22 protein-coding genes are annotated in these 25,691 nt (G+C 69.1%); 15 read left to right on the forward strand and 7 right to left on the reverse strand.

Annotated features, from left to right (window positions below; all coding sequences use genetic code 11):
• Positions 1-155: 155 nt before the first annotated feature.
• The gene (locus tag KPB06_RS07715; protein ID WP_059642907.1) at positions 156-1,577 is read left to right on the forward strand and encodes a purine-cytosine permease family protein; all 1,422 of its coding nucleotides are present in this window, start codon (positions 156-158) and stop codon (positions 1,575-1,577) included.
• Positions 1,578-1,711: 134 nt separating this feature from the next.
• Here the strand turns inward: KPB06_RS07715 and KPB06_RS07720 are convergent, their stop codons facing one another.
• The 5 genes from KPB06_RS07720 to KPB06_RS07740 all read right to left on the reverse strand — a co-directional run bounded on the left by KPB06_RS07720 (position 1,712) and on the right by KPB06_RS07740 (position 9,833).
• Entirely contained in the window at positions 1,712-3,991 is a 2,280-nt protein-coding gene (locus tag KPB06_RS07720) for an FdhF/YdeP family oxidoreductase (protein WP_099318410.1), read from the reverse strand.
• Between the two features lie 124 nt (positions 3,992-4,115).
• The gene (locus KPB06_RS07725) at positions 4,116-6,956 is read right to left on the reverse strand and encodes an ATP-dependent Clp protease ATP-binding subunit (RefSeq protein WP_275905413.1); all 2,841 of its coding nucleotides are present in this window, start codon (positions 6,954-6,956) and stop codon (positions 4,116-4,118) included.
• 615 nt (positions 6,957-7,571) lie between these two features.
• Complete coding sequence (locus tag KPB06_RS07730) at positions 7,572-7,841, reverse strand: hypothetical protein (RefSeq protein WP_275905412.1); 270 nt, start codon at positions 7,839-7,841, stop codon at positions 7,572-7,574.
• A 104-nt stretch (positions 7,842-7,945) separates the two neighbouring features.
• Positions 7,946-8,761, reverse strand: coding sequence for a family 1 encapsulin nanocompartment shell protein (locus KPB06_RS07735; RefSeq protein WP_124864268.1), 816 nt, complete (start codon positions 8,759-8,761; stop codon positions 7,946-7,948).
• Positions 8,754-9,833 (reverse strand): Dyp-type peroxidase, encoded by a 1,080-nt coding sequence (locus tag KPB06_RS07740; protein WP_275905411.1) that lies wholly within the window; start codon positions 9,831-9,833, stop codon positions 8,754-8,756. The genes KPB06_RS07735 and KPB06_RS07740 overlap by 8 nt, the downstream gene beginning before the upstream one ends.
• Positions 9,834-10,383: 550 nt before the next feature.
• Here KPB06_RS07740 and KPB06_RS07745 point away from each other — a divergent pair.
• The 6 genes from KPB06_RS07745 (at position 10,384) to KPB06_RS07770 (ending at position 15,628) form a co-directional block, all read left to right on the forward strand.
• Positions 10,384-10,836: a phosphate-starvation-inducible protein PsiE gene (locus tag KPB06_RS07745; RefSeq protein ID WP_059575194.1), complete on the forward strand. Its 453-nt coding sequence runs from the start codon at positions 10,384-10,386 to the stop codon at positions 10,834-10,836.
• Between the two features lie 84 nt (positions 10,837-10,920).
• Positions 10,921-11,376 carry a DUF1269 domain-containing protein gene (locus KPB06_RS07750; protein WP_275905410.1) on the forward strand — a complete coding sequence of 152 codons (456 nt, stop codon included), beginning with the start codon at positions 10,921-10,923 and terminating at the stop codon, positions 11,374-11,376.
• A 34-nt stretch (positions 11,377-11,410) separates the two neighbouring features.
• On the forward strand, positions 11,411-11,659 hold the full coding sequence (locus KPB06_RS07755) for a hypothetical protein (RefSeq protein WP_275905409.1): 249 nt from the start codon (positions 11,411-11,413) through the stop codon (positions 11,657-11,659).
• Positions 11,660-12,045: 386 nt separating this feature from the next.
• Complete coding sequence (locus KPB06_RS07760) at positions 12,046-13,470, forward strand: aminotransferase-like domain-containing protein (RefSeq protein WP_275905408.1); 1,425 nt, start codon at positions 12,046-12,048, stop codon at positions 13,468-13,470.
• Positions 13,471-13,678: 208 nt separating this feature from the next.
• The gene (locus KPB06_RS07765; protein ID WP_275905407.1) at positions 13,679-15,208 is read left to right on the forward strand and encodes an FAD-dependent oxidoreductase; all 1,530 of its coding nucleotides are present in this window, start codon (positions 13,679-13,681) and stop codon (positions 15,206-15,208) included.
• A 42-nt stretch (positions 15,209-15,250) separates the two neighbouring features.
• Positions 15,251-15,628 carry a DUF5594 family protein gene (locus KPB06_RS07770; protein ID WP_059574984.1) on the forward strand — a complete coding sequence of 126 codons (378 nt, stop codon included), beginning with the start codon at positions 15,251-15,253 and terminating at the stop codon, positions 15,626-15,628.
• A gap of 49 nt (positions 15,629-15,677) precedes the next feature.
• Here KPB06_RS07770 and KPB06_RS07775 read toward each other — a convergent pair whose 3' ends face one another.
• Positions 15,678-15,896, reverse strand: a complete 219-nt coding sequence (locus KPB06_RS07775; RefSeq protein WP_006481288.1) for a DUF6566 family protein — start codon at positions 15,894-15,896, stop codon at positions 15,678-15,680.
• Positions 15,897-16,018: 122 nt separating this feature from the next.
• Here KPB06_RS07775 and KPB06_RS07780 point away from each other — a divergent pair, with 122 nt between their 5' ends.
• The 4 genes from KPB06_RS07780 to KPB06_RS07795 all read left to right on the forward strand — a co-directional run bounded on the left by KPB06_RS07780 (position 16,019) and on the right by KPB06_RS07795 (position 18,938).
• Positions 16,019-16,657, forward strand: coding sequence for a MarC family protein (locus tag KPB06_RS07780; RefSeq protein WP_089466118.1), 639 nt, complete (start codon positions 16,019-16,021; stop codon positions 16,655-16,657).
• Positions 16,658-16,687: 30 nt separating this feature from the next.
• A complete protein-coding gene (locus tag KPB06_RS07785) occupies positions 16,688-17,221 on the forward strand; it encodes a hypothetical protein (protein WP_275920432.1) in 534 nt (177 codons plus the stop codon).
• Between the two features lie 143 nt (positions 17,222-17,364).
• Positions 17,365-18,570, forward strand: a complete 1,206-nt coding sequence (locus KPB06_RS07790; protein WP_059574991.1) for a zinc-dependent alcohol dehydrogenase — start codon at positions 17,365-17,367, stop codon at positions 18,568-18,570.
• A 44-nt stretch (positions 18,571-18,614) separates the two neighbouring features.
• Positions 18,615-18,938 (forward strand): four-helix bundle copper-binding protein, encoded by a 324-nt coding sequence (locus tag KPB06_RS07795; protein ID WP_185716505.1) that lies wholly within the window; start codon positions 18,615-18,617, stop codon positions 18,936-18,938.
• Between the two features lie 13 nt (positions 18,939-18,951).
• Here KPB06_RS07795 and KPB06_RS07800 read toward each other — a convergent pair whose 3' ends face one another.
• The gene (locus KPB06_RS07800; protein ID WP_275905405.1) at positions 18,952-20,544 is read right to left on the reverse strand and encodes a hybrid sensor histidine kinase/response regulator; all 1,593 of its coding nucleotides are present in this window, start codon (positions 20,542-20,544) and stop codon (positions 18,952-18,954) included.
• A 277-nt stretch (positions 20,545-20,821) separates the two neighbouring features.
• On the opposite strand from KPB06_RS07800, the gene KPB06_RS07805 reads away from it, so the two are divergent.
• The 4 genes from KPB06_RS07805 to KPB06_RS07820 all read left to right on the forward strand — a co-directional run bounded on the left by KPB06_RS07805 (position 20,822) and on the right by KPB06_RS07820 (position 25,528).
• Positions 20,822-21,175 carry a chemotaxis protein gene (locus KPB06_RS07805; protein WP_275905404.1) on the forward strand — a complete coding sequence of 118 codons (354 nt, stop codon included), beginning with the start codon at positions 20,822-20,824 and terminating at the stop codon, positions 21,173-21,175.
• 184 nt (positions 21,176-21,359) lie between these two features.
• Positions 21,360-22,208 carry a BON domain-containing protein gene (locus KPB06_RS07810; RefSeq protein ID WP_275905403.1) on the forward strand — a complete coding sequence of 283 codons (849 nt, stop codon included), beginning with the start codon at positions 21,360-21,362 and terminating at the stop codon, positions 22,206-22,208.
• 46 nt (positions 22,209-22,254) lie between these two features.
• Positions 22,255-25,059, forward strand: a complete 2,805-nt coding sequence (locus KPB06_RS07815; RefSeq protein ID WP_226093985.1) for an ABC transporter transmembrane domain-containing protein — start codon at positions 22,255-22,257, stop codon at positions 25,057-25,059.
• A complete protein-coding gene (locus KPB06_RS07820; RefSeq protein ID WP_060967411.1) occupies positions 24,998-25,528 on the forward strand; it encodes a hypothetical protein in 531 nt (176 codons plus the stop codon). Before KPB06_RS07815 ends, KPB06_RS07820 begins: the two co-directional genes overlap by 62 nt.
• The last annotated feature ends 163 nt before the right edge of the window (positions 25,529-25,691 follow it).

Consider the following 25,691-nt stretch of genomic DNA (forward strand, 5'->3'; position numbering starts at 1 on the left):
AACCTGGATCGCGACGAGGCCGCGTACGCCGGCGGGCGTCATCCGCCCCCGTCTGCCGCGCATCGCGCATCCGGACCCGATTGCAGGCGCGCATCCCGGCGCGCACCGGCGAAAACGGCCCGCGCGCATTGCCGCGCACGACAGGAGGCATCACCATGACGAACGCGGAACGCAATGCGTCCCCGATGATAGAGAAACACACGATCGGCTACGTGCCGCCCACGGAGCGCCACGGCAAGGTGCGCGACCTGTTCACGCTCTGGTTCGGCGGCAACATCGCGCCGCTGCCGATCGTGACCGGCGCGCTCGGCGTGCAGCTGTTCCACCTGAACCTGATGTGGGGCATCGTCGCGATCGTCGTGGGCCAGGCGGTCGGCGGCGTGCTGATGGCGCTGCATTCGGCGCAGGGGCCGCAGATGGGCATCCCGCAGATGATCCAGAGCCGCGCGCAGTTCGGCTCGTGGGGCGCGCTGCTCGTCACGGTGATCGCGGCGGTGATGTATGTCGGTTTCTTCGCGTCGAACATCGTGCTCGCCGGCAAGTCGGTGCACGGCATCGCACCGTCGGTGCCGGTGCCCGTCGGCATCGTGATCGGTGCGGTCGGCTCCGGGCTGATCGGGATCGTCGGTTACCGGTTCATCCACATCCTGAACCGCATCGGCACGTGGGTGCTCGGCATCGGCATCGCCGTCGGCTTCTGGATGATCCTGTCGCACGTGAGCACGGCCGATTTCCTCACGCGCGGCGGTTTCGACTTCGCGGGCTGGCTCGCGACGGTGTCGCTGTCGGCGCTGTGGCAGATCGCGTTCGCGCCGTACGTGTCGGACTATTCGCGCTATCTGCCGGAGGACGTGGGCGTCGCGTCGACGTTCTGGGCGACCTATCTCGGCTGCACGATCGGCTCGACGCTCGCGTTCATCTTCGGCGCGGTCGCGGTGCTCGCGGTGCCCGCCGGCGCGGACACGATGGATGCGGTCAAGCAGGCGACGGGCCCGCTCGGCCCGCTGATGCTCGTGCTGTTCCTGCTGAGCGTGATCAGCCACAACGCGCTGAACCTGTACGGCGCGGTGCTCGCGGTGATCACGTCGGTGCAGACGTTCGCGTACAAGTGGATTCCGACCGCGAAGGCGCGCGCGGTGGTATCGGTTGTAATCTTCGTCGCGTGCTGCTATGCGGCGATCGGCGCGTCGACGAACTTCGTCGGCAACCTCGTCGATCTGGTGCTTGCGCTGCTGGTGGTGCTGGTGCCGTGGACGGCGATCAACCTGATCGACTTCTACGTGATCCACAAGGGCAAGTACGATATTCAGTCGATCTTCATGGCCGACGGCGGCGTGTACGGCCGCTTCAACCCCCAGGCGCTGCTCGCGTATGCGATCGGCATCGTCGTGCAGATTCCGTTCATGAACACGCCGATGTATGCGGGCCCGATTCCCGCGCATCTGGGCGGCGCGGACCTGTCGTGGCTCGTGGGCCTGCTGCTCACCTCGCCGCTGTACTACTGGCTCGCGACGCGCGACAGCGCGTACCGGCGCCGGCAGGGCGCGGCGCATCTGCCGCCGACGGCGGCGCGGTAAACGCGGCGTCGTTCGACGCGATCGAATGAAACGGCCGCTGCATCGGTAGCGATGCGGCGGCCGCGAGGCCGAGGAGCAGGGCGGCAGGCGGGCCGAAGGGCGCGGCGTGTGCCGCGACCCCGCCCGCCCGCGGATCAGACCACCGCCGAGCGCGCGACGCGCACCGGCACCGACTTGTACGACGGCGTGCCGCTTTCCTTGTCGATGTAGTCGAGCGGCACGAGCACGTTCGCTTCCGGATAGTACGCACCGACCGAGCCCGGCGCGATGTCGTACTCGATCGCGGTGATCTTCTCGAGGCGCAGTGTGCGGCCCGACGCGGTGACCGTCTCGATGTCGACGAGGTCGCCGTGCTCGAGCCCGTACTTGTCGAGATCGGCCGCGTTCATGAACAGCACGTCACGCCGGCCGAACACGCCGCGATAGCGATCGTCGAGACCGTAGATCGTCGTGTTGTACTGATCGTGGCTGCGCAGCGTGATGAGACGCAGCACCTGCTCGGCGCCGAGCACGTCCGCGTCCTCCTTCACGCCCTTGTAGACCGAGAACATCGCCTTGCCGGTCGGCGTCGGCCATACGCGCTCGGTGGGCGGCAGCGGCAGGCGGAAGCCGCCCGGCGTGCGGATCCGCTCGTTGAACGCCTCGAAGCCGGATACCGTCTTGTCGATCAGGTCGCGGATGCGGTCGTAGTCGGCGATCAGGTCGAGCCACGCGACCTTGCTGTTCGGCAGCGTCGCGTGCGCGATGCCGGCGACGATCGCAGGCTCCGAGCGCAACTGGTCCGACGCGGGCTTGAGCTTGCCGGCCGACGCGTGGACCATCGACATCGAATCCTCGACCGTGATCGACTGCGGGCCGGTGGCCTGCATGTCGAACTCGGTGCGGCCGAGCACCGGCAGGATGAAGGTTTCCTTGCCGACCAGCAGATGCGAACGGTTCAGCTTCGTGCCGAGATGCACGCTCAGGTCGAGCTTCGCCATCGCCGGGAACGACAGCTCGGGATCGGGCAGCGCGACCGCGAAGTTGCCACCGAGGCACAGCAGCGCCTTCGCGGTGCCGTCGATCATCGCCTGCATCGCCTGTACCGCGTCGTGCCCGTGCTGCGCGGGCGGCGTGAAGCCGCACACGTCCTCGATCTTCTTCAGGAATTCGGCCGACGGCTTCTCCGTGATGCCGACGGTGCGGTTGCCCTGCACGTTCGAATGGCCGCGCAGCGGGCACACGCCGGCGCCCGGCTTGCCGATGTTGCCGCGCATCAGCAGCAGGTCGGCGATCAGGCGCACGGTGGCCGTGCCCTTGTTGTGCTGCGTGACGCCCATCCCGTACGTGATGATCGTCGCGTTCGACTTCGCGTACGCGAGCGCGACCTGTTCGAGCTGCGCCTGGCTCAGGCCGCTCGCGCGCTCGATGTCGTCCCACGACGTCGCTTCGAGGTCGGCCGAGAATGCATCGAAGCCGTTGGTGTGCTGCGCGATGAAGTCGCGGTCGAGCACGCCGCCTTGCTCGGCTTCGAGCTTCAGCAGCGCCTTCATGATGCCCTTCAGCGCGGCCGCGTCGCCGCCCGCATCGACCTGGTAGTACGTCGACGCGATCCGCGTCGAGCCGAACGACGCCATCTCGATCATGTCCTGCGGATCGGCGAAGCGTTCGAGCGCGCGCTCGCGCAGCGGGTTGAACACGATGATCGGTACGTTGCGGCGCGCGCACTCGTGCAGCGTGCCCATCATCCGCGGATGGTTCGTGCCGGGATTGTGGCCGATCGAGATGATCAGCTCGCAGTGGTCGAAATCCTCCAGCGACACGGTGCCCTTGCCGATGCCGATCGACTGCGGCAGGCCGACGCTGGTCGGCTCGTGACACATGTTCGAGCAATCGGGGAAGTTGTTGGTGCCGAGCTCGCGCGCGAACAGCTGGTACAGGTACGCGGCTTCGTTCGACGCGCGGCCGGACGTGTAGAACTCGACCTGCTCGGGCGGCAGCGCGCGCAGCACTTCGCCGATGCGCGCGAATGCATCGTCCCATTCGATCGCGCGGAACGTGTCGGTCGCGCGGTCGTAGGCGAGCGGATGCGTGAGCCGGCCCATGTTCTCCAGTTCGTAGTCCGACATGCGCAGCAGCGACGACACGGTGTTCGCCGCGAAGAACTCGGGCGTCACGCGCTTGGTCGTCGCTTCCCACGTGACGGCCTTCGCGCCGTTCTCGCAGAACTGGAACGTCGACTTGTGCTCCTTGTCCGGCCACGCACAGCCGGGACAGTCGAAGCCGTCGGGCTGGTTGGTCCGCATCAGCACGATCGGCGCCTCGATGGTTTCCATCTGCGTGCGCACCGCATCGGCTGTCGCGCGAAGCGCGCCCCAACCGCCGGCGGGCCCGTCGTATTTCCTGATGCCTGGCACTTCGCGTCGATTTGTCATGGTGAATCTCCAATAGCCGGGCCCGATGCGGGTGGCTCGGTTGCGCCGTGTCGCGGCGTGGGGCGGCTCCGTCCGGCGGACGGAGCCGGTCATGCGTGCCCCGGGTGGCGGGGCATGCGTTTTTTTAGTGCGCGTCCTTCTTCGCGCCGGACGACTTCTTGCCCGACGGCTTCGCGGCAGGCGGTGGGGCGTCCGCGGGCGTGTCTTCCGGCTTCGCGTCTGCTGCCGCCTTGGCGGTCTTGCCGTTCGGCTTGGCCTTGCCGTCGGCGTCCTTCGCGTCTTTCGCTTCCTTCGCTTCAGGCGCGGCGAGCTTGTTGAACGTCACTTCGTCGCTGTCCTTGTCGTAGTCGACCTCGCACTTGTCGCCCGACTTCAGCCGGTCCGCGAGGATCTCTTTCGCGAGCCGCGTCTCGATGGTCTGCCGGATCTGACGCTTCAGCTCGCGCGCGCCGAACTCCGGCTGGTAGCCGGCTTCGGTCAGGTGCGCGACGAGCGAGTCGCCCATCACGAGCGTGATGTCCTGCGCGGCGGCCGTGCGCACCACGCGGTCGAGCTGGATCTGCACGATCGCGCGGATGTTCTCCTTCGACAGCGCGTGGAACACGATCACCTCGTCGATCCGGTTCAGGAACTCGGGGCGGAAATGCCCTTTGAGCACCTGCATCAGTTCGTCGCGGATCGCCTTGTCGGTCTTGCGCGCGGCTTCCGGCTGCGTGAGGTTGTCCATGATGATCGCCGCGCCGAGGTTGCTGGTCGCGATGATGATCGTGTTGCTGAAATCGACCACGCGGCCCTTGCCGTCGGTGAGACGCCCGTCGTCGAACACCTGCAGCAGCACGTTGTAGACGTCCGGATGCGCCTTCTCGATCTCGTCGAGCAGGATCACGCTGTACGGGCGGCGCCGCACGCGCTCGGTGAGCTGGCCGCCTTCGTCGTAGCCGACGTAGCCGGGCGGCGCGCCGATCAGGCGCGCGACCGCATGCCGCTCCATGTATTCGGACATGTCGATGCGGATGATCGCCTGCTCGTCACCGAACACGGTCTCGGCCAGTGCCTTCGCGAGTTCGGTCTTGCCGACACCCGTCGGCCCGAGGAACAGGAACGTCGCGATCGGCCGGTGCGTCTGGCCGAGCCCCGCGCGCGACAGCCGCACGGCATCGCTGACGGCGACCACCGCATCGCTCTGGCCGACCACGCGCTCGCGCAGCTGCTCTTCCATCTTCAGCAGCTTCTGGCGTTCTTCCTGCGTGAGTTCGGATACGGGAATGCCGGTCAGCCGCGACACGACCTCGGCCACCGATTCGACGGTCACTTCGAGCGTTTCCGAGCCGGTCTTGCGCTGCCACGCCTCCATCATCTCGTCGACGGCCTTCTGCTTCGCGTTGATCTGCTCTTCGAACTGTTTCGCTTCGTCGAAGCGCTTGCGCGACGTCGCATAATCCTGCTCGCGCTTCAGTTGCGCGATCTGCGCTTCGCCTTCCTGAATGTCGACCGGGCGCGACGTCGCGCCGATCCGCACGCGCGCGGCCGCCTGGTCGATCAGGTCGATCGCCTTGTCGGGCAGGAAGCGCGACGTGATGTAGCGGTCGGCGAACTCGGCGGCCGCGACGAACGCGTCGTCGGCGAACGTCACCTGGTGGTGCGCCTCGAGGCTGTCGCGCAGCCCGCGCAGGATCACGATCGTCTGCTCGACGCTCGGCTCCGGCACGAACACCGGCTGGAAACGGCGTTCGAGCGCGGCGTCCTTCTCGATGTACTTCTGGTATTCGTTGAGCGTCGTCGCGCCGATCAGGCTCAGCTCGCCGCGTGCGAGCGCGGGCTTCAGCACGTTCGCGATGTCGAGGCCGCCTTCGCCGCCGCCCTGGCCCGCGCCGACGATCGTGTGCAGCTCGTCGATGAACAGGATCAGTTCGTCCTGCTTCGCGGTCACCTCGTCGATCAGCTGCTTCGCGCGTTCCTCGAATTCGCCGCGATACTTCGCGCCGGCCACCATCGAGTTGATGTTGACTTCGACGAGCCGCTTGTCGCGCAGCACTTCGGGTACGTCGCCGTTGACGATGCGCTGCGCGAGGCCTTCGACGATCGCGGTCTTGCCGACGCCCGGCTCGCCGATCAGCACCGGGTTGTTCTTCTTGCGGCGGGCGAGCACCTCGATCGTGCTCTCGATTTCCTGCGCGCGGCCGAGCACCGGATCGAGCTTGCCCTGGCGCGCGATCGCGGTGAGGTCGCGGCCGAACTTGTCGAGGTTCGGCGTGCCGGTCGGCGCATCGACGCGGCCGTCCTCGGCGCCCTTGCCGACCACCTTCACGACCTTCTGGCGCAGCGCCTCGGGCGTCACGCCGTATTTCTTCAGCAACGTGCCGGCGACACTGTCCGGCACCGCCGCGAGCCCGATCAGCAGGTGCTCGGGGCCGATATACGAGTGGCCGAGATCGCGCGACGCCTGGAACGCATACTGCACGGCCTTCTTCACGCGCGGCGAGATCGACAGCTTGTCGAGCGGCGCATCGGGGGCGGCCGTGCCGGTGTGTGCATGCGCGTCGATGTACGACTTGATGTCGTCCGGCGACAGCTTCAGTTCCTTCAGCAGCGCGGCGCAGACGTCGGTGTCCGCGAGCGCGTACAGCAGATGCTCGGAATCGAGTTCGCTGCGGCGCAATTCATGCGCCTTCTCGGCCGCGCGCTGCAGCAGTTCGAGCGTCTGTTCGCTGAACGCGTCGGTCGGGTCGACCGATTCGCGCGGAATCTCGGCGGCGAGCGGCGATTCGTCGCCGAGCCCGCCGAACAGCGACGACGGTCCGCCTCCGCCCAGCAGCGAATCGAACGGATTCAGCATGCTCTGATGCCGCATCAGTTGACGGAAATGGTAATCGCAGATCGAGATCGTCTTGCGCTCGCCGTCCTGCATCACGGTTGCGCGCGCAACGGCCGGCCGCGCGTGGCAGATATCGCAAAGTGCGGGCATGGTGGTCTGGCTCCTGTCGGTGAAGGTGGGTCGAAGGTGCGGCCCGATGCGGTGCGGCGCTCGCGCGTCCCGACCGCACGTGCACGGCGCGCACCGCGGCGGCGCGCGCGCCGCACCCGTGCGGTCGCATGGCGCGCGCCGGCGTGGCGCACGGTCGCGGTCGGGGCGGGAAGCGCGAGTGCCGCGAGGAGCCCGCGGCATCGCTTCGACTGCGTTCAAAATAACGAATCGGCGTGGGCCATCCAAGACACAGTTCCTGGCCGGGCCGGCCGCGAATTGCACCCTCACATGGGCGCGCGATTCGGCGGCAAGGAGTACAGACGGGCAAGCGCGCGGCGGCGCGGGCGTGCGCGGCGTGTGCGGCTGGCGGTGGAAGGGGGCGGGAACCGACGGCGTGCGAACGGCACGCGGTGCGACATCGGCGCGCATGGTGCCGGCCGCCGGCAAACGGGGAGCGAAACGGGGCGCAACACGCAATGCAACACGCGGCGCGGGTGCGAACCGGTGACGTCCGACCGCGCCCGCACCGCAGCCGATGCGCGCCGTGGGGCCGGCGAAGGCGAGGGCGGGTTGCACGGTAGACGCCGGGCATCGCGCAACCATGGTGAGCCGCGATCAGTCCGACAGGTTCATCGCGAGCCGTTGCCGTGCGATCTGTTTCACGTCGGCGGACAGTGCCGCATTCGGCAGACCATTGGCCCAGACGGAGAACGAATCCTCGATCAGGTTGCGTGTGTCGGGCGGCAACTCGGCCAGCATCAGCGACACGACGGTAAACAGCACGGCGGTGTCGCCGGCCTGGCGGCCCGCGTTCGCGTCGACCGTCTGCTTCAGGGTAGCGACAGACGCCTGCAGCGCCTGTAATGCGTCATTCGATTCGCTCATGACATCCTCCATGCGAGATGGGCTGGATCGGCGACGAACCTGCGGCCGGCGTCGCGGCCGTCGCGCGCGACGCCCGCGCGGGCACCGCGCGCCGGCAACCGCGCTCAGGCGGCCGCGTTGCCCTGCGGCGCCACGGCCACCGATGCCTCGCTCGTCAGCATCAGGAACGTGAACGTTTCGCGCAGGTACAGGCGGACGCTCTTGTCGGTGTGGCTCGTGTAGCCGATCGACACGTCTTCCCCGAGGTGCAGCTCGTAATCGCCGCCGCGCGTGGACAGCACGCAGCCGCCGCTGATCGCCGGCGCCCAGATGATCTCGCCGCTGACGATGCGCTTGATATGGCCGAGGACCGGATAGCCCTGGTCGCGCGCTTCGCTGAGCGCGGTGTACGCGTCCGACCCGAGCACGACCGAGTACGGGCCGTCGACGCCGGCGAGGCGCAGCGCTTCCAGCGCGTCGCTGATCGCGTCCGGGTACGCGGCGACATCCGCCGGCAGCGTGAGCCGGCGGTTCGACGTGCCTTCGCGGATGCCGACGATGCCGGCCGCGCGGTAGCCGTCGAAGATCGCGCCGTCCTCGGCGAACGCGAGCCGCTGCGCGGCTTCCTTCGCCGGCTGCCAGTCGGCGTCGCGCGCGCCGCGCTCGACGCTGTCGATCGCGTCGCGGCTCAGCTCGAACGGCACCGTCAGCTCGACGATCGTGCGCGCTTCGCGCAGCCGCGCGTTCACGAGCTCGCGCGGCGCGGCGACGTCGAGCAGGTGCCCGGTGCCGACCGCCGACAGTTCGGGGCCTGCGGGGCCCTCGACGTCGACGACGCGGCGCCCGGCCACCGAGCGTTTGAAGGTGCGCGCCACTTCCTCCTCGATTTGTTCCCACGCGGACGACGAGATCGGGGCGAGTTCGCGATGCAGGTTATTCATAGGTCGGGGTTCCTTTCAGCGAGCCGATGTTCAGCGAGCCGTCGCGCTGCGGTGCGCAAGGCGCGGGCGGCGTGGATTCCGGTTGGGCGGCGTCGGCGGCCGGCGCCGGGCGGTCGGCGAGCGCTTCGAGCAGGTCGGCCGACGGCACGAAGAACAGCGAGCCGGTGACCGCGCGGCTGTAGTCGAGCAGGCGGTCGTAGTTGCCGGGCGGGCGGCCGACGAACATGTTCTCGAGCATCTGCTCGATCGGCGCCGGCGAGCGCGCATAGCCGATGAAATAGGTGCCGAATTCGCCGGCGCCCGGGCGCCCGAACGGCATGTTGTCGCGCAGGATCTTCACTTCCTGGCCGCCCTCGTCGAGCGTGGTCAGCGAGCTGTGCGAGCACGACGGCTTCACATCCGGCGCGAGCTCGATGTCGGACAGTTTGGTGCGGCCGATGATGCGCTCCTGCGTCTCGACCGCGAGCGCGTTCCAGCCGGCCATGTCGTGCAGGTACTTCTGCACGAGCACGTAGCTGCCGCCCGCGAATTCGGCGTCCTCGTCGCCGATCACCGTGAAGTCGACGGCCTCGCGGCCTTCCGGGTTCTCGGTGCCGTCGACGAAGCCGATCATCGCGCGCTGGTCGAAATTGCGGAAGCCGTGCACCTCGTCGACGACCGTGACCGCATCGCCGAGCGCGCCGAGCAGTTGCGTCGCGAGCTCGAAGCACAGGTCCATCGCTTCGGCGCGGATGTGCAGCAGGATGTCGCCGGGCGTCGCGATGGCGACGCGCTGGCCGGCGCCGAATTCGCGGAACGGATGCAGCGACGCGGGGCGCGGCTCGCCGAACAGCGCATCCCATGCGTCGGAGCCGAAGCCGCATACGCACGTGAGGTTGCCGCCCGGCACGCGCTTGCCGACCGAGCGCACGAGCGCGGCGATGTCGCCGCACCATGAACGGATCGTGTCGGCGTGATCGGCGCCCGGATTGATCGTCGCCACGAGAAAGATCGCGCTGCGCGTGATCGGGCTGTGAACGGCCTGGGAAAGCGGGGGACGGTTGGTTTGCATCGCGGCCTGCCGGTCAGTCATGTCGGGACGGACGGGCCGCGGCAGCCGCGGCGCGCGAAGGCGAACGGTTGGACTGTGTCATGCGACTGATCTCTTTGTGACGTGCGGATGAAGGACGTTGCGCGGGCATCGCGCAACGGGCCGCTGCGGCGGCCGGCCCCCCGGCGCGAAGGGGAGGCAGACGTGGGGGCCGCGCGTTCGCCCGGCGCGTGACCGCCTGCACCGCGTAACGTCGTCGAGCCTGCAATCTAGCAGCTTCGGCGGGTCTTTGGAACACGTATCGACGATCTGTCATTCGAATGGGTTGATCGAGGTCCGATTGGGCGCGGCGCGCGTGCAGCTGTACTCCTGAAGCCGGCGACGCTGTGCTCTTGAGCGGGCGTGGCGCATGCAGTAGATTGGGTTCGCTCCGCCCGGCGACGGTCATCATGATGAACCTTTTGGAAGCGATGCGTATTTTCGGTGCAATCGTCGGGCACGGCGGGCCGTCCGGCGCGGGCTTTCCGTTCCCCGAGATCCCTTGCCACGGCGACGGCGCGTCGATCGCGGCACCTACGACACTATGAGCGCGTTGAATACATCCACTGCATCCGCCGATACGGCCGCCGAACGCATCCGCCGCCGCTTCGGCCATTTCCTTCATGCGGCCGAGTTGGCCGGGCTGGTCGTGATCGGGCTCGCGACCGCGTTCGCGATGGCGCAGGAGGCGTGGAAGGTCGTGCTCGCGGGCGAGGTGTCGCTGACCGACCTGCTGCTGATGTTCCTGTATCTGGAAGTGCTCGCGATGGACTTGCGCTACCTGCGGCTCGGCCGGTTGCCGGTGCGGTTCCCGCTGTTCATCGCGATGACGTCGCTCGCGCGCGACCTGATCCTGCGCGGCGCGACCGACAGCCCCGAGCGGATGCTGATGACGACCTTCGGGATCGTGCTGCTCGCGGTCGGCGTGCTGATCCTGAGCTTCGGCCAGCATCGCTTTCCGGCGGACGTCGACGATGTCGAGGACGACGTGCATGCCGGCCGGTAACGCGCGGGCGGCGTTCGAAGCGAAGCCCGACGCGCCGTACACGGCGCGGCGGCTCCGCCCTCATTCAATTACGCGAGGTGTTGCATGACCAGACAATTGATCGTCGCCGTGTTCGGCAGCGTCGAGACGGCCCGCCAGGCCGCGCACGATATCGACGCGCTGTCGGAGAAGAACGAAGGATTCCACATCGAGAATGGCATCGTCGTCGAGAAGGACGCGAACGGCAAGCTCGCGGTGCTCGACGCCGAATCGCGGCCGTTCAAGGGCGGCGTGATCGGCGCGCTCGCGGGTGGGTTGCTCGGCCTGCTCGCTGGGCCGCTCGGCGTGGTGACCGGCATGGCGGCCGGCGCGGGTGCCGGCATTCTCGCGCAGGCGGCCGGCAACGCGCTGCTCGACGGCACGTTCGTCGAGACGGTCGCGGCGCGGCTCGTGCCCGGCAGCGTCGCGGTCATTCTCGAAGCGAAGGAGGACACGCCGTTCTCGGTCAACAACGTCGTGACGGGATTCGGCGGCAAGGTCTTTCGCCAGGCGCTCGGCTGAGCGCGCACCTTTCGAACCGATTCGGGAGAACCGCATGCGCATCGATCAATCGTACCGGCGCTTCGACATCGCGGCGACGCTGTCGCCGTTACCCGGCAACCGCGCGATCGCGAGCGTCGACGTGACGACCGACGATCCGGGCCGCCTCGCCAATCTCGGCACCGGCCAGTTCCTGCAGATCCGCAAGTGGCTCGAGTCGAACGACGTCGCGCTGCTGACGGTGGTGTCCGACGAGTGCAAGGTTGCGATCGACCACTACGCGGACAACGTCGACGACGCGTGAGGGCGAGCGGGCGCGCGCATTCGTGAGCAGGCCGCGCTTCGCGGCGGCCGGCGCGCCGCCATCTGCGATGCATCATGACGTGCGCCGGGCGAGCGGCTGCCGCGCAATCGCGCGCGGGCCGCGCCGTCGCATTCGCATCTGTTCACCACGCCGGCCGGAATTGCCGTTTCCCCGCCAAACTGTCACTTACATTCGCCGAAATGACGCAGTAGGATGCCGAACCTTGTCTTCATGAGATTCGCATTGCTATTCGCCTTCAACTTCGGTAACGGACGAGGTTCCAGCCGGGACACCCGCACCCGGCGACGGCTATCCGGCTTCGTGCGTCGGCGCGGCCGGGCCGCCCATGCCGCGCAGGCCGGTTCATCGCTCGCGGGGCGAGGCGGATGAAGCTCTACGAGAAATTTGCGAACGACGTAGAGCGACTCATTCGGCAAGGGGTATATCGGCACGGCGATCGCGTGCCGTCGGTGCGGCAGGCGAGCCAGCAACACCGGATCAGCATCACGACCGTGCTGCACGCGTATCTGCTGCTGGAAAGCCGCGGGCTGCTCGAAAGCCGGCCGCAGTCCGGCTATTTCGTGAACCTGCGGCGCGACGACGGCCATGCGCCGGTGCGCGAGCTGCGGCCGTCGAAGCCGATCGCGATCTCGTCGTCGGTCGACGTGAGCCGGCTCGTGCTGTCGACGCTGCGCTCGATCGGCACGGACGATGCGGTGCCGCTCGGCTCGCCGTATCCGGACCCGAGCCTGTTTCCGTTCGAGAAGCTGAACCGCTATGCGTACGCGGCCGGCCGCGACAAGTCGCTGTGGGGCGTGACCGACGGGCTGCCGCCGGGCCATCCGCGGCTGATCCGGCAGATCGCACGCCGCTACCTGGAAAACGGGATGTCGGTGGACCCGAACGAGATCATCGTGACGGTCGGCGCGACGGAGGCGATCAACCTGTGCCTGCAGGCGGTGGCGAAGCCGGGCGACACGATCGCGGTGGAGTCGCCGACGTTCTACGCGATGCTGCACGCGATCGAGCGGATGGGGATGAAGGCGATCGAGGTGGCGACGCATCCGGAATACGGGATCGACATCGCGGCGCTGGCCGCGATCGCGAAGTCGCAGCCGATCGCCGCGTGCATGGTGATGCCGAATTTCCAGAACCCGCTGGGCTTTCAGATGCCGGACGAGCGAAAACGCGAACTGGTCGAATTCGCAACGAAGGCCGACCTGCCGATCATCGAGAACGGCGTGTACAACGAACTGTATTTCGGCAATACGCATCCGAGCATGCTGAAGTCGTTCGACCGCCATGGCATCGTGCTGCACTGTTCGTCGTTCTCGAAGAGCCTGACGGCCGCGTACCGGATCGGCTGGGCACTGCCGGGCCGCTATCGCGAACAGGTCGAGAAGCTGAAGTTCCTGAATACGCTGGCGACGCCGTCGTTGCCGCAACTCGCGATCGCGGAGTTTCTCGAACGCGACGGCTATGAGCATCACTTGCGGCGAATTCGCAAGGCGTATGCGCAGCAGGCGAACCTGATGCGCGCGATGGTGTCGCGATTCTTCCCGGAGGGCACGCGCATTTCGAGCCCGGCGGGCGGGTACGTGCTGTGGGTCGAGCTGCCCGCGCAGGTCGATGCGATGCGGCTGTACCAGCTCGCGCTGGAGCAGGGGATCACGATCGGGCCCGGCTACATGTTCTCGATCACGGACAACTACCGGAACTTCATCCGGTTGAACTACAGCAGCCCGTGGTCGCAGGAGATCGAGCAGGCGGTTGTCGTCGTCGGCAAGCTAGTCGCAACGTGCATCGACTGAGCGCGCCGCGGCGTGCGGCGCGGCTTGCGCGCCCCGTGGCAGCGCGGCCGGCGTGTTGCGCCGCAACGTCGACCACGTTCCACGCCGGTCATGGAGCGCGTGCAAGCTACAGTCCGCGTTTGCGTGCGCTGCGGGGCGTCTGTACCTGTTTCTTTTCAGGACGAATGCCGATAATGGGATCGTCACCTGACTTTTCGGGAGCCACGTCATGACTGGAAGCGATGCTGCGTCCTCGCCCGATCTCACCCAAGGGATCGCGCTCGACGATCTCGCCGACGGCGCGATGATCGAGGGCCATGTCGGCGACGCGGCGGTGCTGCTCGTGCGCCGCGGCGACGAACTGTTCGCGGTGGGCGCGCAATGCCCGCACTATGGCGGCCCGCTGGCCAAGGGCCTGCTGGTCGGCGACACGATTCGCTGTCCGTGGCATCACGCGGCGTTCTGCCTGCGCACCGGCGAGATGGAGCGCGCGCCGGCGCTCGACGGGCTGCCGTGCTGGCGCGTCGAGCGGCGCGATGGCCGCGCGGTCGTACTCGATGCGCGGCCGGCCGCGGTGCCGCCTGCGTTGAAGACGAGCGGGCTGCCCGCGTCGGTCGTGATCGTCGGCGGCGGCGCCGCTGCGATCGCGGCGGCCGTGACGCTGCGGCAGGAAGGCTATCCGCATGCGATTACGCTGCTGAGCGCCGATGCCGATCCGCCGTACGACCGGCCGAATCTGTCGAAGGATTACCTCGCGGGCACGGCGCAGGCCGACTGGCTGCCGTTGCGCGCGCCGTCGTTCTATACCGACCAGCGCATCGACGTGCGCTGCAACACGCGCGTCGCGCGCATCGATCCGGCGCAACGCGCGGTCGAGCTCGCCGACGGCAGCCGTATCGAGTACGGCGCGCTGCTGCTTGCCACGGGCGCCGAACCGAACCGGCTGAACGTGCCCGGCGCCCATCTGCCGCACGTGTGTACGTTGCGCTCGCGCGCCGATTGCGACGCGCTGATCGCCAGGCTGAAAACGGCGCGCCGCTGCGTGGTGGTCGGCGCGAGCTTCATCGGGCTCGAAGCGGCCGCCGCGTTTCGCACGCGCGGGCTCGACGTGCATGTGGTCGCGCCCGATCCGCATCCGATGGGCCGCGTGCTCGGCGATGCGCTCGGCGACACGATCAAGGCGCTGCACGAAGCGCACGGCGTCGTATTCCATCTCGGCGCGACGCCCGCGCGGATCGGGCCGGACAGCGTGACGCTGTCGAGCGGCGACGTGCTGCCGGCCGACGTCGTACTGGTCGGCATCGGCGTGCATCCGAACGTCGAACTCGCGCAGGACGCCGGGCTCGCCGTCGAACGCGGCGTCACGGTCGACCGCTTCCTGCAGACGAGCGCGCCTGGCATCTACGCGGCCGGCGATATCGCGCGCTGGCCCGATCCGCTGACGGGCGAGCGGATTCGCGTCGAGCACTGGGTCGTCGCCGAGCGGCAAGGCATCGTCGCCGCGCGCAACATGCTCGGCCAGCAGCGGCCGTTCGACGCGGTGCCGTTTTTCTGGAGCCAGCATTACGACGTGACGATCCGCTATGTCGGGCATGCGGCGCAATGGGATCGCGTCGAGATCGACGGCGACCTCGGCGCGCACGACTGCTCGATCGCGTACTGGCGCGGCAACACGCGGCTCGCGGTCGCGACGATCGCCCGCGATCTCGACAACCTGAAGGCCGAAGCAGCGTTCGAGCGGCAGATGGCTTCCGCATGAAAGCAGCATGACGATACACACCGAACCTTGAATGGAGGCGAAATGAACCCCGACGTTCGTGCCCGTTTCGAAACCGAGTTTGCGCCGCGCATCGCGACGCGCCTGCGTGGCCTGTATCAACCCGGCGAAGTGAAGGTCGACGTCGTGCCGCACGACGGGCAGGGTAGCCCGACCTGTGTCGACGTGATCGGCCTCACGTCGACGGTCGGCCTGCCGAACCGGCTGAACGCGCGGCTCGCGTGGCGCGACGACGCGATCGCCGGTCTGCTGGCCGAGCCCGACCACAGCCGCTTCGATCGCTATCTCGCGGCGCTGCCGGTCACGATCGAGCGCTGGCAGATGGAGTTGCCGGTCGATTTCAGCACCCGGACGCAGCGCGATCGCGAGATCCTGATCGGCGACCTCGATTTCGATGCGTGACCTGCATCGTGCGATGCCGGCCGACGCTGCGCGGATGAGCCGGGTGCGGTTACCGGTCGCGCGTCCTGATTATCACGCGCCCCTGGTCGATACCGCCGCGCAGCGCTTCGTCGCATGTCAGCCATTCGGGCGTGACGAGTTCGGGCGCGGGCAGATCGACGGGCGCGCCGTCGCGGAAGATCCGCACCTGCGCAACCCACGCGCCGTTCGCGTTGCGCGTCGCGTCGACGCGAATCTCGTGACCCATGAAAGTGTCGGTGGCTTGCATCGATCGGGGCCCTCCGTCGTGATTGAACGTCGTGCGTGGATCGTATCAGCATGGCGTGCGCCGCGCATCGAAAACGAACCGGCGTGGGCGTTTCACTTGCCGCGCGAGACGGGAGCGACCCTGTGGCCTTCGACCTGACCTTTTCCGTCAAGGTGTTCGCGGCGCTGTTCGCGATCATGAACCCGATCGCGAACATCCCGGTGTTCCTGTCGCTGACCGAAGGCGCGGCGGACGGCGTGCGCCGCAAGGTCGCGCTCACGGCCGCGATCGGCGTGACGGTCGGCTGCATCGTGTCGGCCGTCGCGGGCGGCGCGATCCTGCGCGTGTTCGGTTTGACGATCGACGATTTCCGCCTCGCGGGCGGGCTGCTGGTGCTGCTGATCGCGCTGTCGATGCTGCATGGTGCGCCGAGCCGCCAGCATGCGCCGGGCAGCGACGAAGGCGCCGATCCGACGGCCGCCGAAAGCGTCGCGATCTACCCGTTGACGATCCCGTTGCTGGTGGGCCCCGGCACGATCGCGACGATGATCGTGCTCGGGCACGGTGCCGTCGCGACCGGGCAGGAACTCGCGTTCGCGCTCGGGCTCGGCGCGTTTCTCGTGCTGCTGGCCGCGTCGCTGCTGTCGGCGCCGGTGATCGGCCATTACCTGTCGCCGCGCGTGACGGCCGTCACGCAGCGCCTGATGGGGATGATTCTCGCGGCCATCGCGATGCAGATGGTCGTCGCGAGCCTGAAGGCCGCGTTCGGGCTGCCGCACTGAGCACGCCCATCCGATTGCATGGAGTCGCCGATGAACACGCTGATCGTGTTGTCCTATCCCGATCTCGACGCGGCCCGTCGCGCGTTGGCCGAACTCGGCACGTTGCGCGACCGGCACGTCGTCGCGCTGTCGGGTGTCGTGATCGTCGCGTGCTCGACCGACGGACAGTTGCGCACGCACGCAATCGACGCGGGCCGCGTGTCGTCCGGATCGCTGCTCGACAGCGTGGTCGCGCACATCGAATCGTCGCTCGACGCGTGGCGCGAGCGGCCGGTGGACGATGCGCTGACCGATCGCGTCGCGCGCAAGGCGCGCCCCGGCACCGTGTCGCTCGGGCTGGCCGCGACGCAGCTCGACATCGACGCGCTGAGCGCGGCGCTCGCGCCGCTGGGCGGTGACGTGACCGACACGACGCTGTCGATCGACGACGAACTGAAGCTCGTCGAAGCGATCTCGAACGCGCGTGACGTCAACAGCGGCAACAGCGGCAACAGCGGCAACAGCGGCAACAGCGGCAACAGCGGCAACAGCGGCAACAGCGGCAACAGCCCACCGACGGACTGACGCGCAGGCGCGATCCCTCCCCGAAACCGAAGCGCTTCCGCTCCGCGCATCACGGCGCCGCACGCGCTGCACAGGCGCACCCCTTGCTCGATCGGCTCGACGGTCACATTCACCGTTACCGCTTTCGACAAGGAGGGCCTGACATGAAAGCAGTCGTATTTCACGGCATCGGCGACATTCGCATCGACACGGTGCCCGATCCGGAAGTCTCCGAGGCGACCGACGCGGTCGTGCGCCTGACGGCCAGCGCGATCTGCGGCACCGATCTGCACATGGTGCGCGGCACGCTCGGCGGAATGAAGCCGGGCACGATTCTCGGCCATGAAGGTGTCGGCATCGTCGAGGCGGTCGGGCGCGACGTGCGCAACCTGCGGCGCGGCGATCGCGTGCTGATTCCGTCGACGATCGCGTGCGGCAGTTGCGCGTACTGCCGCGCGGGCTACACCGCGCAGTGCGACGTCGCGAACCCGGGCGGGCCGCGCGCGGGCACCGCGTTCTTCGGCGGGCCGGCCGATACGGGCCCGTTCGACGGGCTGCAGGCCGAATATGCGCGCACGCCGCTTGCGCACGCGAGCCTGATCCGGCTGCCCGATGCGATCGACGACGATCGCGCGATTCTGATGTCGGACATTTTCCCGACCGGCTATTTCGGCGCGCAGCTCGCGGAAGTGAAGCCGGGCGATACGGTCGCCGTGTTCGGCGCGGGGCCGGTCGGCCAGTTCGCGATCGCGAGCGCGAAGCTGATGGGCGCGGGGCGCGTGATCGCGGTCGACCGCATCGCGTCGCGGCTCGAGATGGCATGCGCGCAGGGCGCCGAGATCGTCGATTTTTCCGAGGACGATCCGGTGGACACGATATTACGGCTGACGGGCGGGATCGGCGTCGATCGCGTGATCGACGCGGTGGGCGTCGACGCGATGCGCGCGACGCACGGGCCGGCCGCGGCCGATCGCGACGCCGCGCGCGCGTTCGATGCGGAAGTCGACGCGGTCGCGCCGCACCGCAAGCCGGACGGCCGCAACTGGGTGCCGGGCGACGGGCCGTCGCAGGTGCTGCAATGGGCGGTGCGCGCGGTCGCGAAGGCCGGCACGGTCTCGGTGATCGGCGTGTATCCGCCGGCCGCACGCGTGTTTCCGATCGGCGAGGCGATGAACCGCAACCTCACGATCAAGATGGGCAACTGCAATCACCGGACGGTCACGCCGCCGCTCGTCGAACTCGTGCGCAGCGGTGCGTTCGACCCGCTGTCGGTGCTCACGCGCAGCGAGCCGCTGACGAACGCGATCGATGCGTATCGCGCGTTCGACGTGCGCGAGCCGGGCTGGATGAAGGTGAAGCTGACGCCGTGACGACAGGAACCGAAACGATGCAAACCGAAACCGGGAGCACTGCTATGAACGATCAGTACGACAACTGCATGGCCGCGTGCGACGCCTGCGCGCACGCATGCGACACCTGTGCGGCCGCCTGCCTCGCGGAGCGCGACGTGCACGCGTTGGCCACGTGCATCGCGCTCGACATCGAATGCGCGCAGCTGTGCCGGTTCGCGTCGGGCGCGATGGCGCGCCGCAGCGGGCTCGCCCCGCGCATTTGCGCGCTGTGCGCGCACGCGTGCGATCTGTGTGCGGCCGAGTGTTCGCGGCATGCGCACGAGCATTGCCGCCGCTGTGCGCTCGCATGCGAGGCGTGCGCGGCGATGTGCCGTGCGATGGCCTGAGCGTGAACAGGCGCTACCGCGTGCCCTGAACCTCGCGCGCGACGCGCTGCAGCAGCGCGTCGAGGACGGCCATCTCGACGGGCTTCACGAGATGGTCGTCGAAGCCCGCGCTTTCGGTACGCTCGAGATCGGATGCGCGCGCATGGCCGGACAGCGCGACGCAGGTCGTGTCGCGCAGCGCGTCGATCGCGCGCAGTTCGCGCAGCAGCGTGAAGCCGTCGACGTCCGGCATCGTCAGGTCGAGAATCATCAGGTGCGGTGCATAGTCGCGGGCGAGCGCGAGCGCTTCGTTCGCGTTGTACGCGACGCGCGGCGCGTGCCCTTTCAGTTGCAGCAGCACCGCGAGCGTATCGGCCGAGTCGCGGTTGTCGTCTACGATGACGATGCGCAGCGGCTCGACGGCCGGCTGCGTGGGCGCGGCAGGCCCGGGCGCGGCGGCGTGCCCGCCGCGGGCCACCTGCGCGATCGGCAGCCATACCGTGAACGTCGCGCCGTGGCCGGGGCCGTCGCTCTCCGCGACGATCCGCCCGCCGTGCAGTTCGACGAACGACCGGCAGATCGCGAGACCGAGCCCGAAACCGCCGGACGGGGAGCGGCCCGTCGCGCCTTCCTGTTCGAATAGATCGAAAATCGTTTCGAGCGCGCCGGGGGCGATGCCCACGCCGTGATCGACGACGCGGATCGCGACCGACGGCCCTTCGATACGCGCGACGACGTCGATGCGGCCGCCGTGCGGCGAGAATTTCGACGCGTTGTCGAGCAGGTTGTGCAACACCTGGACGAGCCGTGCGTCGTCGCCGTGCAGCACCACGGAATCGTCCGGCAGGTCGACGCGAATCCACTGTCCGCGCGCGGCCAGTTTCGGCTGGACGCTCTCGACGCCGCGGCACACGATGTCCCGCACGGTCGTGGGGCGATCGTCGAGTTCGACCTTGCCGGCCGTGATGCGCCCGACGTCGAGCAGATCGTCGACGAGCCGCGTCAGTTGCCCGACCTGGCGGTGTACGGCGTCGCGGCACTGCGCGAGCATGGGCGGCGGATCGGGCAGGTTCTGCAGCACGCCAACCGAATTGCGCAGCGGCGCGAGATGATTGCGCAGCTCGTGCGCGAGCATCGCGATGAACACGCTGAGCCGGTGCGTCGACGCTTCGAGCTCCTCGAGCCGCTTGCGCTCGGTCATGTCGCGCGTGATCTTGATGAAGCCGCACAGCGCATGCGTCGCGTCGTACACCGGCGTGATCGTCACGCTCGCCCAGAACTGCGTGCCGTCCTTGCGCACGCGCCAGCCTTCGTCCTCGAAGTGGCCCTGCGCGGCGGCCCGCGCGAGCCCGTGCGCCGGCCGGCCCGCCGCGACCGCGTCGGCCGGGTAGAAACGCGAGAAATGGTGGCCGACGATCTCGGCGGCACGGTAGCCCTTGATGCGCTCAGCACCGGCGTTCCAGGTCGCGACGTTGCCGTGCGGGTCGAGCATGAACACCGCGTAGTCGGTGATCGACTCCACCACGGTCTGGAACCGGAATTCGGCGAAGCGATGCAGCAGGTCCCGCGCGCCGGGCGAGCTGGCGGGCGGTGGATGCGGGTGAAGATCGGCGTCGTCTTTCTTCATCGGGGCAGCAGGTCGGAAACGCGGTGGGCCGCACGCCGCCCGACCGCCGCCGGGCAAGCCCGTGGCGGCCATACGGTCGATTGGCACCTCCGAAAGAATAAAGGAACTCGATTCAGCTGATCAATGGGTGCGCATCGGCCGTGCCGTGCAGCGTGCCGGCGACGACGGGGCGCCAGCGGCCGGCGCGGCATGCCGATTGCACGACCGGGGCAGTACGCCTGCCGGGCGGCGGCCGTCCGGCCGATCGCCCGGCGGCGAGCCAGGCAAGGAGGCCGACATGAACAGCACGCTGAATCCCGACAACGAACCGGCCGGCCCGGACGACGACAACGCCAGCCGCGGCCGCGACGGCCGCGCGCTCGGCCCGAGCGACTCGTCCGACAGCGGCAGCGACACGGCGGGCGCGCGGCGCCATCCGTTCGACGTCGATTCGCCGCTGGACGACCACGCGCTCGAACGCGGCGACGCGTCGCTCGACACCGACACGGACCGCGCGGGCACCGGCGAGCGTGCGTCGGCGGACGGCGACTCGACGCTCGAGGAAGGCGCCGACATCGAGCCGGACCGCACCGAGCGGTTGGGCGAGCCCGGCCGCATCGACGAATCGGGCGACCCGGACGACGTGTCGTGACGCCCGGCGCGCAAAAACTGCAATCGCGTTGCAGATTGGGGCGCCTGACGGTGTCCCCGCGCTGCGACGCGCAACCATCGCGGTCCGGCAACCACGCCGGCACGCGATTTGCGTCGCCCCGACCGACGCGTGCGGCGACGCGGCTTGGCGCCGTGCGCGGCGCAGGCGATCAAGGAGAGACACGATGCAACGACGATATCCCGGACGGTACGGCGAGCGTGGCGGCCCGCCCGACTGGCACGCGCGCGACGAGCGCGCGTACCGGGGCGCTGGCGAGCGCGGCATCCCGGACGATCCGGCACGATGGCCGGAAGAGGACGACGAATCGGCTTACCGCCGCTTCGCGAGCGAGGACGTGGGCCCGGAAGACTGGGGCAGCGAATGGACCGAGCGCGCGGCGCGGCCGGTCGAGCAGCGGCGCGGCGCGGCCGACGCGGACCGGCAGGGCGGCGCGCGCCCGCTGGCGCGGGACGCCGAGCGCGGCTACGGCGAACCGGGCCGCCGCGTGGAGGGCCGTGAAGGCCGCTATGGCGGCGAGCGCCCGGAATGGCGCGACCCGCACCGGATGAGCGGGTACGGCGGCGAGCGCGATGGCGGCGACCCGCGCTACGGCGGCGCCCCCGATCTGTCGCGTTTCGGCGGGGATGCCGAACGCGATGCGCTGCGCCGTCGCCGCGGTCCGAAAGGCTACACGCGCTCGGACGAGCGGATTCGCGAGGACGTATGCGAGCGGCTCGCGCATGCGCTGGAGATCGACGTGAGCGACGTCACCGTGCAGGTGACCGACGGTCGCGTCGAGCTGGACGGCACGGTGCCGGTACGCTGGATGAAGCACGGCATCGAGGATCTGGCCGACGGCTGCCTCGGCGTGCGCGACGTCGAGAATCGCGTGCGCGTGCGCCGCGACGGCGAACACGATACGGGCATGGTGCTGCATCCGCACCAGCGGACCGTCACGCCCACGCAGCCCGCCGCGCGTGATCCCGAGCCCGGCACCGTCGTCGGCGGCCGGGAGCGCGAACCGCGCCACTGACTGCCCGTGCGTGAAACGGCGCGCCCCGACCGCGAGCACTGCCTGCATGACGACCGGAATCGACGAGACGCCAATCAAGGACCGTGATGCGGCCGCGGGCCGCGAGCGCCGGCAGCGCCGGGACGAGCGGGGCTTGAGGCTCAGGATCGCCGTCGAACTCTGGCGCGCGATCTGGCGTTACCGTGCGCGCGTGGTGGCGGCGGTCGTCCTGCTGGTGCTCGCGAAAGCGGCGGCCGTCTCGGTGCCGCTGCTGCTCAAGGACATCGTGGACGGTTTCGGCCGCGCGGCCGCCCAGCCCGTCGCGTGGCCGGTGCTGCTGCTGTTCGCCTACGCGGTGGTGCGCTTCGCGTCGAACGCGCTGAACGAAGTGCGCGACATGACGTTCGTGCAGGTCACGCAGCATACGGTCGCGTCGTTTACCGTGCGCACGTTCGGCCACCTGCACCGGCTCGGCGCGCGCTTTCATGCGCGGCGCGAGACGGGCGCCGTCGTGCGCGATCTCGAGAAAGGCACGGCCGGCATCGGTTATCTGCTCGGCGTCGCGGTGTTTACGGTCGTGCCGACGGCCATCGAGATCGGCTCGGTGCTCGTGATCGTGATCAGCAAGTACGGCGGCGGCTTTACCGCGATCATTTTCGTCACGTTCGCCGTCTATGCCGCGTATACGGTCGTATTCACGCGCCGCCGCATGCGTTACCAGCGGCGCGTGAATGCGCTGGAAGCCGAGTCGAATTCGCGCGTGGTCGACAGCCTGCTGAACGTCGACACGGTCAAGTACTTCGCGCGCGAGGACGTCGAGCGCGACCGGCTCGACCGCGTGCTCGACGCATGGCGCGAAGCCGGCGTGGACAACCAGTACGCGCTGTCGACGCTGCATATCGGGCAGAGCGCGTGCATCGGCGCGGGGATCGCGGCGGTGATGCTGCTCGCGGGCCAGCAGGTCGCGCGCGGTGCGCTGACGGTCGGCGATCTCGTGCTGATCAACGCGTACATCATCCAGATCAGCCTGCCGCTGAATGCGCTCGGCTTCGTGTTCCGGGAGGCGAACGACGCGATGACGAACATCGAGCGGCTGTTCGGGCTGCTCGACGCGCGCGGCAAGCCGGGCGAGGACGGCGATGCGCCCGGCGCGCAGCCGCTCGTGGTGCGCGGCGGCGCGATCGAGTTCGAGCACGTCGATTTCGGCTATGAGCCGAGCCGGCAGATCCTGTCCGACGTGTCGTTCCGCATCGAGCCCGGGCAGACGGTCGCCGTGGTCGGCGGCAGCGGCTCGGGCAAATCGACGCTCGCGCGGCTGCTGTTCCGGCTGTATCAGCCCGATGCGGGCACGATCCGCATCGACGGCCAGGACTTGCGGCTCGTCACCGAGCGCAGCCTGCGCGATGCGCTCGGCATCGTCCCGCAGGACACCATCCTGTTCAACGACACGCTCGCGTACAACATCGCGTACGGCAAGCGCGACGCGACCCGCGGCGAAGTGATCGCGGCCGCGCGCGGCGCGCAGCTCGACGCGTTCATCGAGCGGCTGCCCGATGCGTACGACACGCGCGTCGGCGAGCGCGGCGTGCGGCTGTCGGGCGGCGAGCGGCAGCGGGTCGCGATCGCGCGCGCGTTGCTGAAGGCGCCGCCGATCGTCGTGTTCGACGAGGCGACGTCGGCGCTCGACACGCGCTCGGAGCGCGCGATCCAGCAGGAGCTGATGCGCGTCGCGCGGCATCGCACGAGCCTCATCATCGCGCACCGGCTGTCGACGATCGTCGATGCCGATCGCATCCTCGTGATGGAGCACGGCCGGCTCGTCGAGCACGGCACCCACGACGAACTGCTCGAAAGCGGCGGCGTGTATGCGCAGATGTGGTCGCTGCAGGCGAAGCAGCGTGAGCTCGAACGCACGGAGGCGAAGTTCGCGCGGCAGCCGGTGCGCATCAATCCGCTCGTGTCGCAGGTGCTCGATTCGCTGGCGGAGGCGGCCGCGCAGCGCGGCGTGCCGGTGTTCCGCCATCTGTCGGACGAGGATCTCGTCGTCGAGGCCGATCCGGCCGCGCTGCGGCGCTTCGTGTGGGAACTGTGCCGCGGTGCGGTCGACGCGAGCCGCGGCGGGCAACTCGAGGTGCGCACGGGGCGCCACGATCCGGAAGCGCGGATCACGATCGCATGCGCGGGCGTCGACGCAACCGAGCTGTCGCTGATCGATCTCGAACGATTGCAGGACGCGATCGAGGAGGCCGGCGGCTACGTCGTGCGCGAACGCGACGACATCGGCGTGAAGCTGCATCTGTCGCTGCCGGTCTGCGCGGTGGCGCCGGCGTCGATGCAACCCGGCGACGCCGTGCCGCGTGCGGGCGCCGGTGCGCCGGGCGCGGCGAAGCCGCTCGACGGCCTGCGCATCGCGTGCGTGGACGACCACGACGAGGCGCGCGACGCGCTCGGCGCGCTGCTGAAGGTGGCCGGCGCCGACGTGCGCGCGTATGCGTCGGGCCAGGCGTTGCTGGACGACCTGTGGCGCGCGCGCCGCGCCGACTGGCCGGCGCTGCTCGTCTGCGACATCGACCTCGGCGACGACGAAGAGGACGGCTACACGGTGATGGCGCGCGTGCGCCAGCTCGACGCCGTACGCGATCGCGACGGCCGCGCGCCGCTCGAGGCGCTTGCCTTGTCCGGCCATGCGCGCGATCACGACCGCGCGCGCGCGGTCGAAGCCGGTTTCCACGCGTACCTGACCAAGCCCGCGGTAGCGGCCGACCTGATCGCGGCGTTGCGTGCGCTCGCGTTTTCCTCCGGAGAAATCCATGCCGAACCTTCTGAATCCGACGACACCCGAAGCCCCGAACGCGGCGCGTCGCGGCGGTAGTGCGTTCGCCGACCGCCAGGCCGCGGTGGCGGCCGTCGAGCTGCTGTTGCCGACCTTGTCCGCCGCGCTGCAAAGCGATTTCGTCGGCGACAGCGGCTGCCTGCACATCGTGATCATGGACCCGGCGCTCGGGCCGCGCGACGCGGCGTTCGAGGACGCGATCCTGTATGAGTTTTCGCTGCCCGACCCGAAGGACTGGGACGCCGATTACCGCGCCTACGCGCGCGCCAAGGCGCGGCTGTCCTGGGAAACGGGCCGCGACGGGCATGTCGTGCAGGCGCTGGAGCCGTACCGGCTGCGCGCGGGCGACACGAACCTGTGGGGCGGCGTCGCGCTCGGCGGCATCGTGGTGGGTGTGTCGGGCGCGCAGCCGTGGTTCGACGAGGCGTTCGCGGGCTGCATCGCGCACTGCCTGCGCGCGCTCGCGAAGCACCGCGCGCAGGCGACGCCCGACGCGCTCGCGATCTGAGGGGGCCGCCTAGGTGGGGCCGCCCAGGTGGGGCCGCCCAGGTGGGGCCGCCCGGATCGGGCCGCCCACGCGCGGGCGCCCGGACCCGTTTTTACAGCCGGTTATAAAAAAGCCAGCGCGCGCATGCAGTAGCCCGATGTGGCGCATGCGTGCGCAGGCCGGC

Source organism: Burkholderia semiarida (assembly GCF_029268935.1).
GTDB classification, from domain to species: domain Bacteria; phylum Pseudomonadota; class Gammaproteobacteria; order Burkholderiales; family Burkholderiaceae; genus Burkholderia; species Burkholderia semiarida.

Excerpts from the sequence above, each read along its gene's own strand:
- KPB06_RS07785 (WP_275920432.1), top strand. The coding sequence starts at position 16,688 with ATGAACACGCTGATCGTGTTGTCCTATCCCGATCTCGACGCGGCCCGT.
- KPB06_RS07730 (WP_275905412.1), bottom strand. The coding sequence starts at position 7,841 with ATGAGCGAATCGAATGACGCATTACAGGCGCTGCAGGCGTCTGTCGCT.
- KPB06_RS07790 (WP_059574991.1), top strand. The coding sequence starts at position 17,365 with ATGAAAGCAGTCGTATTTCACGGCATCGGCGACATTCGCATCGACACG.
- KPB06_RS07735 (WP_124864268.1), bottom strand. The coding sequence starts at position 8,761 with ATGAATAACCTGCATCGCGAACTCGCCCCGATCTCGTCGTCCGCGTGG.
- KPB06_RS07805 (WP_275905404.1), top strand. The coding sequence starts at position 20,822 with ATGAACAGCACGCTGAATCCCGACAACGAACCGGCCGGCCCGGACGAC.
- KPB06_RS07760 (WP_275905408.1), top strand. The coding sequence starts at position 12,046 with ATGAAGCTCTACGAGAAATTTGCGAACGACGTAGAGCGACTCATTCGG.
- KPB06_RS07750 (WP_275905410.1), top strand. The coding sequence starts at position 10,921 with ATGACCAGACAATTGATCGTCGCCGTGTTCGGCAGCGTCGAGACGGCC.
- KPB06_RS07775 (WP_006481288.1), bottom strand. The coding sequence starts at position 15,896 with ATGCAAGCCACCGACACTTTCATGGGTCACGAGATTCGCGTCGACGCG.
- KPB06_RS07725 (WP_275905413.1), bottom strand. The coding sequence starts at position 6,956 with ATGCCCGCACTTTGCGATATCTGCCACGCGCGGCCGGCCGTTGCGCGC.
- KPB06_RS07755 (WP_275905409.1), top strand. The coding sequence starts at position 11,411 with ATGCGCATCGATCAATCGTACCGGCGCTTCGACATCGCGGCGACGCTG.
- KPB06_RS07800 (WP_275905405.1), bottom strand. The coding sequence starts at position 20,544 with ATGAAGAAAGACGACGCCGATCTTCACCCGCATCCACCGCCCGCCAGC.
- KPB06_RS07770 (WP_059574984.1), top strand. The coding sequence starts at position 15,251 with ATGAACCCCGACGTTCGTGCCCGTTTCGAAACCGAGTTTGCGCCGCGC.
- KPB06_RS07795 (WP_185716505.1), top strand. The coding sequence starts at position 18,615 with ATGAACGATCAGTACGACAACTGCATGGCCGCGTGCGACGCCTGCGCG.
- KPB06_RS07740 (WP_275905411.1), bottom strand. The coding sequence starts at position 9,833 with ATGACTGACCGGCAGGCCGCGATGCAAACCAACCGTCCCCCGCTTTCC.
- KPB06_RS07810 (WP_275905403.1), top strand. The coding sequence starts at position 21,360 with ATGCAACGACGATATCCCGGACGGTACGGCGAGCGTGGCGGCCCGCCC.
- KPB06_RS07820 (WP_060967411.1), top strand. The coding sequence starts at position 24,998 with ATGCCGAACCTTCTGAATCCGACGACACCCGAAGCCCCGAACGCGGCG.
- KPB06_RS07765 (WP_275905407.1), top strand. The coding sequence starts at position 13,679 with ATGACTGGAAGCGATGCTGCGTCCTCGCCCGATCTCACCCAAGGGATC.
- KPB06_RS07715 (WP_059642907.1), top strand. The coding sequence starts at position 156 with ATGACGAACGCGGAACGCAATGCGTCCCCGATGATAGAGAAACACACG.
- KPB06_RS07815 (WP_226093985.1), top strand. The coding sequence starts at position 22,255 with ATGACGACCGGAATCGACGAGACGCCAATCAAGGACCGTGATGCGGCC.
- KPB06_RS07720 (WP_099318410.1), bottom strand. The coding sequence starts at position 3,991 with ATGACAAATCGACGCGAAGTGCCAGGCATCAGGAAATACGACGGGCCC.